The sequence below is a fragment of the Haemophilus sp. SZY H56 genome (assembly GCF_054332415.1).
This window is the reverse complement of the sequence record NZ_JBTGNX010000009.1, coordinates 1-15346: the sequence shown is the minus strand read 5'-3', so window position 1 is coordinate 15346 and position 15346 is coordinate 1. Positions and strand designations below refer to the sequence as shown.

Genomic DNA, 15346 nt, shown 5'->3' with positions numbered 1-15346 from the left:
AGTGCGGTTAATTTTAATGAGATTTTGTAAGAGGCTCAATAAAGCAAAATGCGAGGTCAAGCCCCGCATTTTAACTTATATTTATGATTATTTTCTAGCCAATGGTGGTACAAAAGTTAAACCTAAATCCCAAGGTTGTTCAATCCAAGTATTTTGTGGAATATCAATTACGTAGTCATCTACTAGTTCTGCGCCGGCTGGTTTGGCAAATACTGTTACAAATTTTGCTTTCGGATACATTTCACGAATTGCACGAGCGGTATTTCCGGTATCCACTAAATCGTCTACCACAATCATTCCCTCTCCATCACCTTCTGCTCGATGTAATACATTTAATGCACCTTGCTGATCATGATCGTAGCTAGCAATACAAACCGTCTCTACAAAACGAATATTTAATTCTCGAGCAAGTACCGCTGCAGGAAATAAGCCACCACGACTTACGGCTATAATTCCCTTCCATTGCGTAGCAGGAAGTAAACGCTCCGCTAATTTGCGGGCATGCATTTGGAACATATCCCAAGTCACAACATATTTTTCGCTCATAACAAATACCTTAAACTTTGTCGCTAAATAAAAAATTGTGGCGAATGATAACCTGAAATGGCGTTTTATGCTATGATTTCCGCAAAAATTTTAATGAAAAAAGGAGTTCATTATGTCAGCAATTACCACATTACAACCGCAATTACTTTGGAAATGGTTTGATCAAATTTGTGCAATTCCGCATCCTTCTCATCACGAAGATGCGCTCGCGACCTTTATTGTCAACTGGGCGAAAGAAAAACAATTTTTTGCCGAGCGTGATGAAGCCGGTAATGTATTAATTCGTAAACCTGCCACAGCAGGTATGGAAAACAGCCAACCTGTTGTGTTACAAGCACATTTAGATATGGTTCCGCAAGCGAATGAAGGCAATCCACATAACTTCGTTCAAGACCCAATTCGTCCTTATATTGATGGGGATTGGGTAAAAGCACAAGGCACCACACTTGGCGCAGATAACGGCATCGGTTTAGCGTCCACTTTAGCGGTATTAGAAAGTACCGATATTGCACATCCACCACTTGAGGTGTTACTCACCATGACTGAAGAAACCGGCATGGATGGTGCCGTACACCTTCGCCGTAACTGGTTAAAATCAGAAATCTTAATTAATACCGATACCGAAGAAATCGGTGAAATCTATATTGGTTGTGCTGGTGGGGTAAATGCTAATATTGAGCTACCTGTTCACCGTGAAACCAATTCATTCAATCATACTTTGCAAATTAACTTAAAAGGTTTACGTGGTGGTCACTCTGGTTGTGATATTCACACCACTCGTGCGAATGCAATTAAAGTATTGGCACGCTTATTAGCAAAACTTTCACAAAATCAACCGCACTTTGCCCTTGCAGAAATTCGCGGCGGTTCAATTCGTAATGCGATTCCACGTGAAGCGGCCGCAACCATTTGCTTCAATCATGATGTAGAAAGCGTAAAAAGCGCGGTCAAGAATTTTGACGTTTTATTGAAAGAAGAGCTTGCTATCGCTGAACCAAACTTAACCTTAACCGTTGAGCAAGTTGAAAATCCACAACAAACCTTCACGCTTGAAACCACCCAAAAAGTGATTAATTTGCTGAACATCTTACCAAATGGCGTAATCCGCAACAGTGATGTCATCAAAAATGTCGTGGAGAGCTCGTTGAGCATTGGTGTATTAAAAACCCTTGAAGATAAAATCAAAGGCACGATTCTTATTCGCTCATTGATTGAAAGCGGTAAAGAATATGTAAAAGAAACCTTAACTTCACTCGCCAAACTCACGGGTGCAACGGTCGAATTCTCAGGTTCTTACCCGGGTTGGAAACCGGTAAACGACACGGCAATTTTAGCCTTAATGAAAAAACATTATGCAGAAGTGCTTGGCAAAGAGCCTGAGATTAAAGTAATTCATGCGGGTCTTGAATGTGGCTTATTAAAAGAACATTATCCGAACATTGATATGATTTCTGTGGGGCCTACTATTCGTAATGCGCATTCGCCAGATGAAAAAGTCCAAATTTCAACCGTACAAACATACTGGGAATTACTCACAAAAGTTTTAGCGGAGATTAAATAATCTCTCAGCAAAAACAGAATACTTATCTGCTCCCCAAAGGTTGAACTAAGCTTCAGCTGATTAAGGAGCGGTTTTTTTTCACTAGTTCAATGTATTTAACACTAACTAGCTAAACACATTATGCATGTCGTTTTGCGGTTGAGATAAACGCAATTTTATCTGGTCGGTAGCTAATACTCCCATATTGAAACGGTCGACCATCAGCCAAATAAGTCGTGCTCGTCACATTTACGACCATGTCATACTCATCAAGATTTATCGCATTTTTTTCTTCTTCATTTGCATAACGAAAGACAATTTTTCGTTGTGAGTGGCTAATTTTTAATTTTAATTCGTTTTCTAGATAGTGATAAATAGAGTGTTCTGCGATTTCTCGGCTAATAAACGGCACGATACGGCGATCAAAATAAGACACTTCATGCTCAACCGCTTCACCATCAATTTCACGGAGACGAGCAATGCGGTAGAAATCGATCTGATCGTTGACGTTAAAAATATCCATCAATTCTTCTTCACCTTGCACAATATACAAGCTGGTTAATGTGGTTTTTACTTGGTGTGTAGAGGCACTGTTTAATTCGCTAACGGTTTTAATTTCAGAAAGCATTTGTGGCTTAGATAAGTCATGCTCTAAAACAATTGAATTTCGGCCTTGTTGCTTTTGAATATAGCCATCAATTTCAAGTAAAGAAAGCGCTTTTCGAATGGTGTCTTTAGAAAAACCATAACTCTGCATGAGTTCATTTTCACTAGGAAGCTCTTGTAACGGTGTAAAATTACCATGGTTAATTTGGCTTTTTATATCGTTATAAACCTTCTTGTACTTGCTCATTTTTAATCCTTTTATCTACCATTCGTTCCATAGGTATAGCTATAGCATATCATAAAACCCAAAATGTTATACGTATAAAATGTGACAAATATCACTCTTTTACGAAAATGATTTAAACTTTTACGTAAAAGTTATTGCGTTAAAATATGTTTAGGTTAGAATGAGCCAAAATCATGACTTCCTAGAGGATATATTATGCTGACTCGTTCAAGTGGTGTTCTTATGCACATTACTTCTCTACCAAATGCATTTGGGATTGGTAGTTTTGGGCAATCTGCTTATGACTTTGTCGATTTTTTAGTTGAAACTAAACAAACTTATTGGCAAATTCTTCCACTTACCACCACCAGTTATGGAGATTCTCCTTATCAATCTTTTTCTGCGATTGCAGGCAATACTCACCTTATTGATTTTGACTTATTAACTCAAATGGGCTTGTTGAAGAAAGCTAATTATACATCAGTCAATTTTGGTGATGATCCAACTAACGTGGATTATGAACGCATCTTCTATGCGCGCCGTCCAATTTTAGAAATCGCCGTGAAAAATTTTTTAGCGAATCAATCATTCCAAGCGGATTTCCAAAATTTTGAAAAAAACAACCGCTTGTGGTTAGACGATTTTGCTGAGTTTATGGCTATTAAAGAACATTTTGGTAACCAAGCGTTGCAAAAATGGGATGATAAAAAAGTCGTGGCGCGTGATCCAAACACGCTAGAAAAATATCGCACGATGTTATCGGATCAAATTCAGTACTTCAAAGTGACGCAATATTTCTTCTTTAAACAATGGGGCGAATTAAAACATTATGCGAATCAAAAAGGTATTCAGATTATCGGTGATATGCCAATTTATGTGGCAGCAGATAGCGTAGAAGTTTGGACCAAACCAGAACTTTTCCAATTAGATAAAGAACGCAATCCGCTTTTTGTTGCCGGGGTTCCAGCTGATCAGTTCAGTGCAACTGGGCAGCTTTGGGGTAACCCGCTTTACGATTGGGAAGTGCATAAAAAACAAGGCTACACTTGGTGGATTCACCGTATTGAAGAAAGCTTCAAGATTTATGATGTACTGCGTATCGACCATTTCAAAGGTTTCTCTGATTATTGGCAAGTGGACGGAAAAGCAGAGGTTGCTAAAGATGGTAGCTGGCAGCCAGGCCCTGGTTATGACTTATTTAAAGCCGTTAAAGAGCAACTAGGCGATTTACCGATTATTGCCGAAGATTTAGGTAATATTGATGATAAAGCCAGAAAACTGCTTGCAGATTGTCATTACCCAGGTATGAAGATCCTACAATTTGGCTTTGAAGATGTTAGCGGAAAAAGCTTAGATAGCCCGCACTATTGCATTCCACATTCCATTGTTTATACCGGCACACATGATAATGATGTGACTAATGGTTGGTATAACAGCCTGACTGAACAACAGCAGCAATATATTAATGATTATACCCACCGCCGTGAGGATGAATCCATTTGCCAAGCAATGATTCGTCAGCTTTTTGCGACGGTGAGCAATACGGCGATTGCCACAATGCAAGATGTTTTAGACTTGCCTGCGAGCTCAAGAATGAATGTTCCTTCAACAATTGGTGGAAACTGGCAATGGAGAATGCAACAATCAGATTTAACACAAGATAAAAAAGACTTTTTAGCAAAAATGACCACGTTATATCAACGTGTGAATCAGGAAAAACATAATGATGAAATTTAGTACATTTGTAAAAAACGAAACCAATAAATCGCTTGAACAATTAAGCGATAAAGAAACTTATATTCAATTATTAAATTACGTAAAAACACTCTCAGCAGATAAACCTAAAAACACAGGTAAACGTAAGGTTTATTATATTTCTGCAGAATTCTTAATTGGTAAATTACTTTCTAATAACCTGATTAACCTTGGTGTGTATCAAGACATCAAAACGGAATTAGCAAGTGCGGGTAAATCATTAAGTCATATTGAAGATATTGAGCCAGAACCGTCTTTAGGAAATGGTGGTTTAGGGCGTTTGGCTTCTTGTTTTATTGATTCCATGTCTACGCTTGGATTAAATGCGGAAGGGGTCGGTTTAAATTATCATTATGGCTTATTTAAACAAGTCTTTAAAAAGAATGAACAACATGCCGAGCCTAATGATTGGATTGAGGATAACTCTTGGTTAATTCCAACAGATATTAGCTATGAAGTACCATTTAAGAAATTTACGTTAACCTCTAAATTAGATCGCATTGATATTTTAGGTTATAAGAAAGAGACGAAAAACTATCTCAATTTATTTGATATTCAATCAGTAAATTCAAAATTGATTAAAAAAGGGATTGAGTTTGATAAAACTGCGATTGAAGAAAATCTGACTTTATTCCTTTATCCAGATGATTCAGATAAAAATGGGGAATTACTGCGTATTTATCAACAATACTTTATGGTATCAAATGCGGCACAGTTATTAATTGATGAAGCGATTGCTCGTGGCAGTAATTTACATGATCTAGCCGATTATGCCTATGTACAGATCAATGATACACACCCTTCAATGGTGATTCCTGAATTAATTCGCTTATTAATGGAAAAACATCAGATTAAATTTGCAGAAGCGGTTGAAATTGTACGTAATATGGTGGGCTATACCAACCATACGATTTTGGCTGAAGCGCTAGAGAAATGGCCACTCGATTATCTCGATGAAGTGGTGCCACATTTAGTGGTGATCATTAAAAAATTAGATGAATTAGTGCGTGCGGAATATCAAGATCCAGCCGTACAAATTATTGATAAACAAAAACGTGTGCATATGGCGCACATGGACATCCACTTTTCAAATTCTGTGAATGGTGTGGCGGCATTACATACGGAGATTTTGAAAAATTCAGAGCTTAAAGCGTTCTATGCGTTATATCCTGAAAAATTCAATAATAAGACAAACGGTATTACATTCCGCCGTTGGTTAGAGTTTTCTAACCAACCATTAGCGGCTTATATTAAAGAATTGATTGGTGATGAGTATTTGCATGATGCAACGAAATTAGAAAAATTGTTAGCCTTTAAAGATGATAAAAAGGTTCACCAACAATTAGCGAAAATTAAGTTTGAAAACAAATTGGCATTAAAAACCTACCTTAAAGAAAATAAAGGTATTGATTTAGATGAAAATTCAATCATTGATACGCAAATTAAGCGTTTCCATGAATATAAACGCCAACAAATGAATGCACTTTACGTGATTCATAAATACTTAGAAATTAAAGCAGGTAAATTACCAAAACGTAAAATTACCGTGATTTTCGGTGGAAAAGCTGCACCTGCTTATATTATTGCTCAGGATATTATTCACTTAATTCTTTGTTTATCTGAGTTAATCAATAATGATCCTGAAGTGAACAAGTATTTAAACGTGCATTTAGTGGAAAACTATAATGTGAGCGTGGCGGAAAAGCTGATTCCTGCAACCGATATTTCAGAACAAATTTCACTTGCCTCTAAAGAAGCTTCTGGCACAGGGAATATGAAGTTTATGCTGAATGGCGCGTTAACACTAGGCACAATGGATGGTGCTAATGTTGAAATTGCAGAATTAGCAGGCACTGAAAATATCTATACTTTCGGTAAAGATTCAGAAAGCATTATTAAACTTTATGAAACAGCGGGTTATGTTTCAAAAGCGTATTATGAAAACGACAAAGAGATTAAAAGAGCGGTCGATTTTATTCTAAATCCTGCCGTGGTGAAATTAGGGAACAAAACACGTTTAGAACGTCTTTATAACGAATTATTGAATAAAGACTGGTTTATGACGTTAATTGACTTTAATGCTTATGTCGAAGCGAAAGAACAAATCTTAGCTGATTATGAAGATCAAGATAGCTGGAATGAGAAAGTGGTTCACAATATCGCAAAAGCGGGCTTCTTCTCATCAGATCGCACTATCGCTCAATATAATGCAGACATCTGGCATTGTGAGGGCTAAGGGGGAAAGCAATGAAACTACTTACCCTGAATGTACACGCTTGGTTAGAAGCTAACCAAGCGGAAAAAATAGAGATTCTTGCTGAGACGATTGTGGAAAAGGGCTATGACATTATCGCCTTACAAGAGGTTAATCAATTGATGTCGGCTCCTGCTATTTCGCCGACATTAAAGCAAGATAACTATGGTGTCATTCTGTTGAATAAAATCAATCAACGCGTTGCACAAAAATATTCGTTTTTTTGGAGCAATTCGCATATTGGTTACGATAAATATGATGAAGGCATTGCGTTTTTAACCCGTTTGCCTGTCTATGATGTTGATGCATTTTATTGTAGCCAACATCAACGTATTGACTCGATTCTCTCGCGTAAAATCATTGGTTTGACGGTGGAATATCAAGGTCAGTTAATTGAATGTTATTCTTGCCATATCAATTTGCCAAATTGCGATGGGGAAAACCAACTCGATAATGTTCGTTATATTGTAGAACGGAGTCAAAGTGCGAATCTTAAAATCTTGATGGGCGATTTTAATACCGATGCAATAAGCGATCAGCAAGCTTATCAACAAATTAAATCCTTAGGTTTATTTGATACGTTTGAAATGGCAGAGCAAAAGGATAGCGGCATCACTGTAGAGAAAGCGATTGATGGCTGGAAAGGCCATAGTCAAGAAAAGCGATTAGATTATTTTTTTTTAAACCAAGCAAAAAGGGTTTTATCCAGTCAGGTTATTTTTAATGGAAAAAATAAACCGATTGTTTCCGACCATTTTGGCGTAGAAGTAGCTCTCATCTTGTAGGAGAATAGATATGAAAAAAATGCTCAGTTTTGAGTTTTGGCAAAAATTCGGTAAATGCCTAATGGTGGTGATTGCCGTTATGCCAGCAGCAGGTTTAATGGTGAGTATTGGCAACTCACTGCCTTTGATTAGTGACACAGAATGGCTAGTACGTGTCGGAAACATTATCGCTCAAATTGGTTGGGGGATTATCGGTAACCTTCATTTATTATTTGCTTTAGCGATTGGTGGTAGCTGGGCAAATGAGCGTGCAGGTGGCGCATTTGCAGCGGGTCTTGCTTTCATTTTAATTAACTTAATCACTGGTAACTTTTTCGGTGTGAAACTTGAAATGCTAGCGGATCCAAATGCACACGTAAATACCGTATTTGCAGGCGAAATCCCAGTTGCACATTACTTTGTGAATATTCTAGGGCAACCTGCATTGAATATGGGGGTTTTCGTCGGTATTATTGCGGGTTTTGTGGGGGCAACAACCTTCAATAGTTACTACAATTTCCGTAAGTTACCTGAAGTACTCACCTTCTTTAATGGTAAACGTTTTGTTCCTTTCGTTGTTATTTATCGTTCTGTATTAGTCGCTATCGTCTTATCGCTATTCTGGCCTTTAGTCCAAACCGGAATTAACCATTTCGGTCAATGGATTGCTAATTCACAAAACTCAGCGCCAATCTTAGCACCATTTATTTATGGTACCTTAGAGCGTCTATTACTTCCGTTTGGTTTACACCACATGTTGACTATCCCAATGAATTATACGTCATTAGGGGGTACTTATGAATTCTTAACAGGTGTACAACAAGGTAAACAAGTATTTGGTCAAGACCCGCTATGGCTTGCATGGATTTCTGACTTAATTAACCTTAAAGATGCGGGTAATGTAACCCAATATAACGAGCTACTTTCAACCGTGACACCCGCTCGATTCAAAGTAGGGCAAATGATTGGTTCAAGCGGTATCTTAATGGGTTTGACACTTGCGATGTATATCAACGTAGATGAAGATAAGAAAAAACTCTATAAAGGTATTTTCCTTTCATCAGCACTTGCGGTGTTCTTAACAGGGGTAACAGAGCCAATCGAATACATGTTTATGTTTGTCGCATTACCACTTTATATTGTTTATGCGTTAGTACAAGGTTCTGCTTTTGCCATGGCAGATATCGTGGACTTACGTGTGCATTCCTTCGGTAACATTGAGTTCTTAACCCGTACACCAATGGCGATTAAAGCCGGCATTGGTATGGATGTAATCAACTTTATTTGGGTATCTATCCTATTTGCCGTTGCTATGTTCTTTATCGCGAACTTTATGATTAAGAAATTTAATCTTGCCACAGCAGGCCGTAATGGTAACTATGATGCAAAAGGTTCAGATGAAGCTTCTAGCGATGAGCCAAAAGTGGCAAATGCTAGCGCGCAAGTTATTCAAATCATCAACTTACTTGGTGGACGTAATAACATCGCAGATGTTGATGCTTGTATGACACGTTTACGTATTACCGTACATAACCCAGACTTAGTGGGTGATAAAGCAAGCTGGAAACAAGCGGGCGCAATGGGCTTTATCGTGAAAGGCTCTGGTATCCAAGCGATTTATGGGCCAAAAGCAGATGTTTTAAAATCGGATATTCAAGACGTGCTTTCATCAGGCATTAACATTCCTAAAATGTAATTCTACTTAAATATTGATTTTATCCCCGCTTTCAAAAGTGGGGATAATCGACTAATCACCCATAGCAACAATAAGGACAGTGCTACTCAATTGTTTTAAGAAATGCAAAAAATTGTTTAGATACCGACTCAAACATAAATGGCTTGACCGCCTCAATTAATTTCTTTCGATAAGCGGTACTGATGATATCATTCGTTAAAAATTGATAAGCTTGTTCAATAAACGCTTTCTCATCACCTAATGGTATTAACATACCAAATTTACCATCATTTAATATTTCTCTCGGACCTGTTGGGCAATCAAAAGCAATGATTGGTGTACCACATATCATACTTTCAATAAATACTGTCGGAAGCCCTTCTAAACGAGAAGTATGCATAAATAACTTCGCATGCTTCATAAACGGAAAAGGATTATCACGGCTTCCTAATAACAAGCAATCATCTTGTAAACCTAAGTGATGAATTTTGTCTACTAATTGTGCTTCGATATGTTCATGCCCTTTACCGATAATATAAAGTTTTTCTTTACAGCCACGTTTTTTTAACTCAGCATAAATATCCAACATCTGTAAATGATTTTTATATTCGAATAACCTTGCTACCGAAAGAATAAAAGGTTGTGCAAATAAGGCTTTATCCTCTGGATTGATTTCCTCGGCCAAGCGACAAATTCTAAAATTATCTACAGGGTTATAAATCATCTGAGTTGGTAATGCTAAATTCATTTTAGCAAAAGAAATTTTGGCCAAATGATCCATATCATGAGAAATTGTAATTGCGGCACAATGTTTAGCCAAAATAGGATAATACTGTGTGGCATTCTCTCGATATCGATCAAGATCATCTTTAATATGTACCCAACGAATAATTTTACTTGATACATCGTATTGAGAAAGAAAATCATCTAAATGCTGATTAAAATTCACAATAATGTCAAAATGATTTTGGGTTAAAAAATCTAAGATCGCATTATTTGTTCTTATCTTTATTCCGTTTTGCCAACTAGAGAAATAATGTCTCTCTTTTTCTGTTAATTGATCTTGTAATTTCCAATATAAAAAAATATTAAACTCAGACTCTACTTCCGTTAGAATAAAGGAAACTTTCACGGAATCTGGAATTAGCGAATTAATTCTTGATATAGGTGCTTCATTTAAAAGAAGTAGTTCAACCTCATAATTGGGATTTAATGCCAGTATCTTTAAGTAATTTAACAGAATCGTTTCTGCTCCACCAATGATCAATGATTGATGAACAAACAAAATCTTTTTCTTTTTATTAGGTAAATCTCTATCCCAAATATAAGAATCGCTCCATTCTGTAATCGACCCTAATAAAGGATTTGCAACCGTAATATGATTACTCTCACAAAATGCGGTAAAAATATCTGCCAACCAAAATGGTTTGATCCTTTGGCATTTTTCCGTCATCTTTTTAGCAAATGATCTACGTATTAAATAAAGTGATGCCCCGTCATTGTCATATTCATTATGATTTAAAAACACAACTGGCTTAATTTCTTCATCACCTGTTGAAATTGCACTTTTCCAAAAAGGAATTCGCCCGCCAATTTTATGTAAAAGAACAATATTCGACTCACTCTTTCTCATATTATCAATTAATTGACGAACGGAATAAGAAAAACGAGGTGCCAAGATAATGTCATCTTCAGCGACTACAGCAAAATCGTCATCATTAAGTGATTGATCTTCAGCGATCATTTTCCAAGCTTTAATATGTGAAAGGGTACAACAGATTTCTCCTAAACTCACTGATGCTCTATGATAATGAGATTGAACAAATGTTTGATCAAACAATAAATTTTCCACATTCGAAATATGCTCAAAATCATTTTTATCGATTGCTTCTAGCCTCGTAAAAAATTTTGCATCTGGATGTTGATTAAATCTATAGAGTCTTTCTTTACTTCGGGTTAAGTTAATTACATAGCCTTTAAACATAACAAACCTTATTATTCAAATAATCTTTTTAATTCTTTCTCGTATAGGTATATATTAACTGGGTTAGTGGGCAATAAAGAATCCAAATACTCATTTGCGCGTTTTACATATTGAACATGATTTTTATCATGATTCTCGATCACATCTAATAGCACTTTTGCGCCATTAAAAGCATCAAATTCATCATAGTAATAGCCAACACCTTTCGGTAATAATTTAGAATTGTGAATGAATGGATATCCCCCGTACAATGCATCATTATAGGCATAATTTAATCCATTTTCCCATTGGTGACTGAGTACTACATCAACATATCTTGTTAAAAAATCTGGCATCTGATAACGACCTTCAACAGTCATTATTCCTTTTCCTACAATTTGTGTTCTACCGATAAAGTTAAAAAATGTCGGGTTATCTTTTTTATGATAAGTATTACAAGCATAAAAATGCTTAATTTTACTTGGATCAGTTCGGTATGCCTGTTCACAAATTAAAATCGGAATAAAGCTCGTTTTTACAATATTCATATTAGCTTCAAACGAAGCAATGCGCTTACCTTTTTCAACAAAATTTGGCTTATAACCAAACTCCAGATTATGATCTTTTTTTAATCGTTCAATTACTTGATCACAAAATATTGGAGACCAAATAGCTGGTACAACATAAGAATCGCAGTCATACATAATTGAAAGATAAGAACGACAGGTATTTTCATGCTGAGGAATCATCCATACCTTATCAAACATCGTACCATTAAATACACGACCGGCTTTCTTATCAAAAAGAAAATATTCCATATCCATCACAAAATCGTTACCCATTTTATAACAGACTACTTTCCCACCATGTTCATGCATACGTGTTACTTGAGGCGGTTCAACGGTTAATGATCCCTCAATAAGAACATCCAACTCATCAATCACATCGTCAATATAGGCAAATTTTAAGTTAAGGTTATCTAGCATAAAACCTTTCGGTGGTGTTGTTCGCTTCTCAGGCCCCCAGGAAACCAATACAACATCTTGCACAATATCAGAATGTTTAAATAGTGTATAAAGATGAATCACATTTTGATTTGCGCCATTTGCCCAGATATCTGCAACTTGCGCTTCTAAATTAAAAGTAATCCCAATCTTATATTTTTTCACGTTATATCCTTGTTATATAAATCCTCTAAAAAGAGCGGTTAAACTTTAAGGTATTTTATTTATCATACTTGAAGCCATATAAAAATGACTCAGGAATTTCCTGAGTCATTTCAACTTAATGCATCAATTCATTACCATTGGTAACCGATACCGGCTCCAATATTATAATCACCTTGAGTTGTTGCTCCACCGGTTACTTTGAAGATAATCTTATTATTATCACTCATTCTCGAATAACCTACGGCAACTGCGCTTTGACCTTTATAATTGCCAACACCAGCACCAACCATTGATGCACCAGGACGCGTCACTTGTGGAATATTGGCAATAGCTGTTGCACCGGCAATACCACCACGAAGTTTCTTATCCGTTTTTCTCAGATCACTACGTACTGAATTCACATCATTACGAACCGAACTCACGGCACTATCAACATATTGTTTATTTGCCGCATCAGTCGCATGAACAGGATTCGCAACATTAGTAATACGACGTTCATGATTTTGGCGTCCTACAGATACAGTATCTTTCTCATGAGCCTCAGATCCCTGACCAATCGCCACTGCATTTTCTGCTGTTGCTTTAGCATCTTGACCTAATGCTGTTGAGTTTTTACCTGATGCTTCCGCATTATTACCAATAGCTGTTGCATTTTCGCCACTTGCATTTGAACCATACCCCATAGCTGTCGCATCTTTACCTTTCGCTGATGCACTATTTCTATCACTAGTATTATCTGCTGCAATTGCCGTACGACCTTTGCTATCAACAATTCCTGCGTCTTCAATACGTCTTGCCGTGCTTTCTGCTATTGAGGCAGAAGATGCTGCTGAAGATGCGCTGTTAGACGCTGCTGATGCAGAAGAGTCCGCTGAGCTTGCACTGTTAGATGCCGCTGAAGCTGAACTGTCCGCTGCAGATGCGCTATTAGATGCTGCTGATGCTGAACTATCCGCTGCGCTTGCACTATTGCTTGCCGCAGAAGCTGAACTATCCGCTGCAGATGCGCTGTTACTTGCTGCTGATGCTGAACTGTCTGCTGCGCTTGCACTATTAGATGCTGCTGATGCAGAAGAGTCTGCTGCGCTTGCACTGTTAGACGCTGCTGAAGCTGAACTGTCCGCTGCAGATGCACTGTTAGATGCTGCTGATGCAGAAGAGTCTGCTGCACTTGCGCTGTTGCTTGCTGCAGAAGCTGAACTATCCGCTGAACTTGCACTATTGCTTGCTGCAGAAGCTGAACTATCCGCTGCAGATGCGCTGTTACTTGCTGCTGATGCTGAACTGTCTGCTGAGCTTGCACTGTTAGATGCCGCAGAAGCTGAACTATCCGCTGCAGATGCGCTGTTAGATGCAGCTGATGCAGAAGAGTCCGCTGCACTTGCACTATTGCTTGCTGCAGAAGCTGAACTATCCGCTGAACTTGCACTATTGCTTGCTGCAGAAGCTGAACTGTCCGCTGCAGATGCACTGTTAGATGCTGCTGATGCAGAAGAGTCTGCTGCACTTGCGCTGTTGCTTGCCGCTGATGCTGAGCTGTCCGCTGCAGATGCACTGTTAGATGCAGCTGATGCAGAAGAGTCCGCTGCACTTGCACTGTTAGATGCCGCTGACGCTGAGCTGTCCGCTGCAGATGCGCTGTTAGATGCTGCTGAAGCTGAAGAGTCTGCTGAGCTTGCGCTATTGCTTGCTGCAGAAGCTGAACTATCTGCTGAACTTGCGCTGTTAGACGCTGCAGAAGCTGAACTATCCGCTGAACTTGCACTATTGCTTGCTGCAGAAGCTGAACTGTCCGCTGCAGATGCACTGTTAGATGCTGCTGATGCAGAAGAGTCTGCTGCACTTGCACTATTAGATGCTGCTGACGCTGAACTGTCCGCTGCGCTTGCACTGTTAGACGCTGCTGAAGCTGAGCTGTCCGCTGCAGATGCACTGTTAGATGCTGCTGATGCAGAAGAGTCTGCTGCACTTGCGCTGTTGCTTGCCGCTGATGCTGAACTGTCCGCTGCAGATGCACTGTTAGATGCCGCAGAAGCTGAACTATCCGCTGCAGATGCACTGTTAGATGCTGCTGATGCAGAAGAGTCTGCTGCGCTTGCACTATTGCTTGCTGCAGAAGCTGAACTATCCGCTGAACTTGCACTATTGCTTGCTGCAGAAGCTGAACTGTCCGCTGCAGATGCACTGTTAGATGCTGCTGATGCAGAAGAGTCTGCTGCACTTGCGCTGTTGCTTGCCGCTGATGCTGAGCTGTCCGCTGCAGATGCACTGTTAGATGCCGCAGAAGCTGAACTATCTGCTGCGCTTGCGCTGTTGCTTGCTGCTGATGCAGAAGAGTCTGCCGCTGACGCACTGTTAGATGCAGCTGATGCAGAAGAGTCCGCTGCACTTGCACTGTTAGATGCCGCTGACGCTGAACTGTCCGCTGCGCTTGCACTGTTAGACGCTGCTGATGCTGAACTGTCTGCTGCGCTTGCGCTGTTAGACGCCGCCGAAGCTGAACTATCTGCTGCAGATGCACTGTTAGACGCTGCTGAAGCTGAACTGTCCGCTGCAGATGCACTGTTAGATGCTGCTGATGCAGAAGAGTCTGCTGCACTTGCGCTGTTGCTTGCTGCAGAAGCTGAACTATCCGCTGAACTTGCACTATTGCTTGCTGCAGAAGCTGAACTGTCCGCTGCAGATGCACTGTTAGATGCTGCTGATGCAGAAGAGTCTGCTGCACTTGCGCTGTTGCTTGCTGCAGAAGCTGAACTATCCGCTGAACTTGCACTATTGCTTGCTGCAGAAGCTGAACTGTCCGCTGCAGATGCACTGTTAGATGCTGCTGATGCAGAAGAGTCTGCTG

General features: G+C 38.9%; 11 protein-coding genes. 6 read left to right on the top strand and 5 right to left on the bottom strand.

Annotation, left to right across the window (positions count from 1 at the left end; all coding sequences use genetic code 11):
• Positions 1–87: 87 nt before the first annotated feature.
• Complete coding sequence (gene gpt, locus ACXVWP_RS07640; RefSeq protein WP_049356918.1) at positions 88–546, bottom strand: xanthine phosphoribosyltransferase; 459 nt, start codon at positions 544–546, stop codon at positions 88–90.
• A gap of 112 nt (positions 547–658) precedes the next feature.
• On the opposite strand from gpt, the gene ACXVWP_RS07635 reads away from it, so the two are divergent.
• Positions 659–2107, top strand: coding sequence for an aminoacyl-histidine dipeptidase (locus tag ACXVWP_RS07635; protein WP_289902399.1), 1449 nt, complete (start codon positions 659–661; stop codon positions 2105–2107).
• A gap of 118 nt (positions 2108–2225) precedes the next feature.
• On the opposite strand, the gene ACXVWP_RS07630 is transcribed toward ACXVWP_RS07635, so the two are convergent.
• Positions 2226–2939, bottom strand: a complete 714-nt coding sequence (locus ACXVWP_RS07630; RefSeq protein WP_128787886.1) for a UTRA domain-containing protein — start codon at positions 2937–2939, stop codon at positions 2226–2228.
• Between the two features lie 195 nt (positions 2940–3134).
• Here ACXVWP_RS07630 and malQ point away from each other — a divergent pair, with 195 nt between their 5' ends.
• From malQ to ACXVWP_RS07610, 4 genes are read left to right on the top strand one after another with little or no spacing between them, the layout of a single operon-like run.
• Positions 3135–4655 carry a 4-alpha-glucanotransferase gene (malQ, locus tag ACXVWP_RS07625; RefSeq protein ID WP_289902398.1) on the top strand — a complete coding sequence of 507 codons (1521 nt, stop codon included), beginning with the start codon at positions 3135–3137 and terminating at the stop codon, positions 4653–4655.
• Positions 4642–6909, top strand: coding sequence for a glycogen/starch/alpha-glucan family phosphorylase (glgP, locus tag ACXVWP_RS07620; RefSeq protein ID WP_289902397.1), 2268 nt, complete (start codon positions 4642–4644; stop codon positions 6907–6909). Before malQ ends, glgP begins: the two co-directional genes overlap by 14 nt.
• 11 nt (positions 6910–6920) lie before the next feature.
• Complete coding sequence (locus ACXVWP_RS07615; protein WP_289902396.1) at positions 6921–7712, top strand: endonuclease/exonuclease/phosphatase family protein; 792 nt, start codon at positions 6921–6923, stop codon at positions 7710–7712.
• Between the two features lie 10 nt (positions 7713–7722).
• Complete coding sequence (locus tag ACXVWP_RS07610; protein WP_289902395.1) at positions 7723–9387, top strand: PTS transporter subunit IIBC; 1665 nt, start codon at positions 7723–7725, stop codon at positions 9385–9387.
• Between the two features lie 82 nt (positions 9388–9469).
• Here the strand turns inward: ACXVWP_RS07610 and ACXVWP_RS07605 are convergent, their stop codons facing one another.
• The 3 genes from ACXVWP_RS07605 to ACXVWP_RS07595 all read right to left on the bottom strand — a co-directional run bounded on the left by ACXVWP_RS07605 (position 9470) and on the right by ACXVWP_RS07595 (position 13181).
• Complete coding sequence (locus ACXVWP_RS07605) at positions 9470–11350, bottom strand: glycosyltransferase (RefSeq protein WP_289902394.1); 1881 nt, start codon at positions 11348–11350, stop codon at positions 9470–9472.
• Positions 11351–11361: 11 nt separating this feature from the next.
• Positions 11362–12498, bottom strand: coding sequence for a DUF2827 family protein (locus ACXVWP_RS07600; RefSeq protein WP_049356931.1), 1137 nt, complete (start codon positions 12496–12498; stop codon positions 11362–11364).
• A 131-nt stretch (positions 12499–12629) separates the two neighbouring features.
• Positions 12630–13181 (bottom strand): YadA family autotransporter adhesin, encoded by a 552-nt coding sequence (locus ACXVWP_RS07595; RefSeq protein ID WP_289902393.1) that lies wholly within the window; start codon positions 13179–13181, stop codon positions 12630–12632.
• 76 nt (positions 13182–13257) lie between these two features.
• Here ACXVWP_RS07595 and ACXVWP_RS07590 point away from each other — a divergent pair.
• A partial coding sequence (locus tag ACXVWP_RS07590; protein ID WP_458473339.1) for a hypothetical protein occupies positions 13258–15346 on the top strand: 2089 nt, incomplete at its 3' end.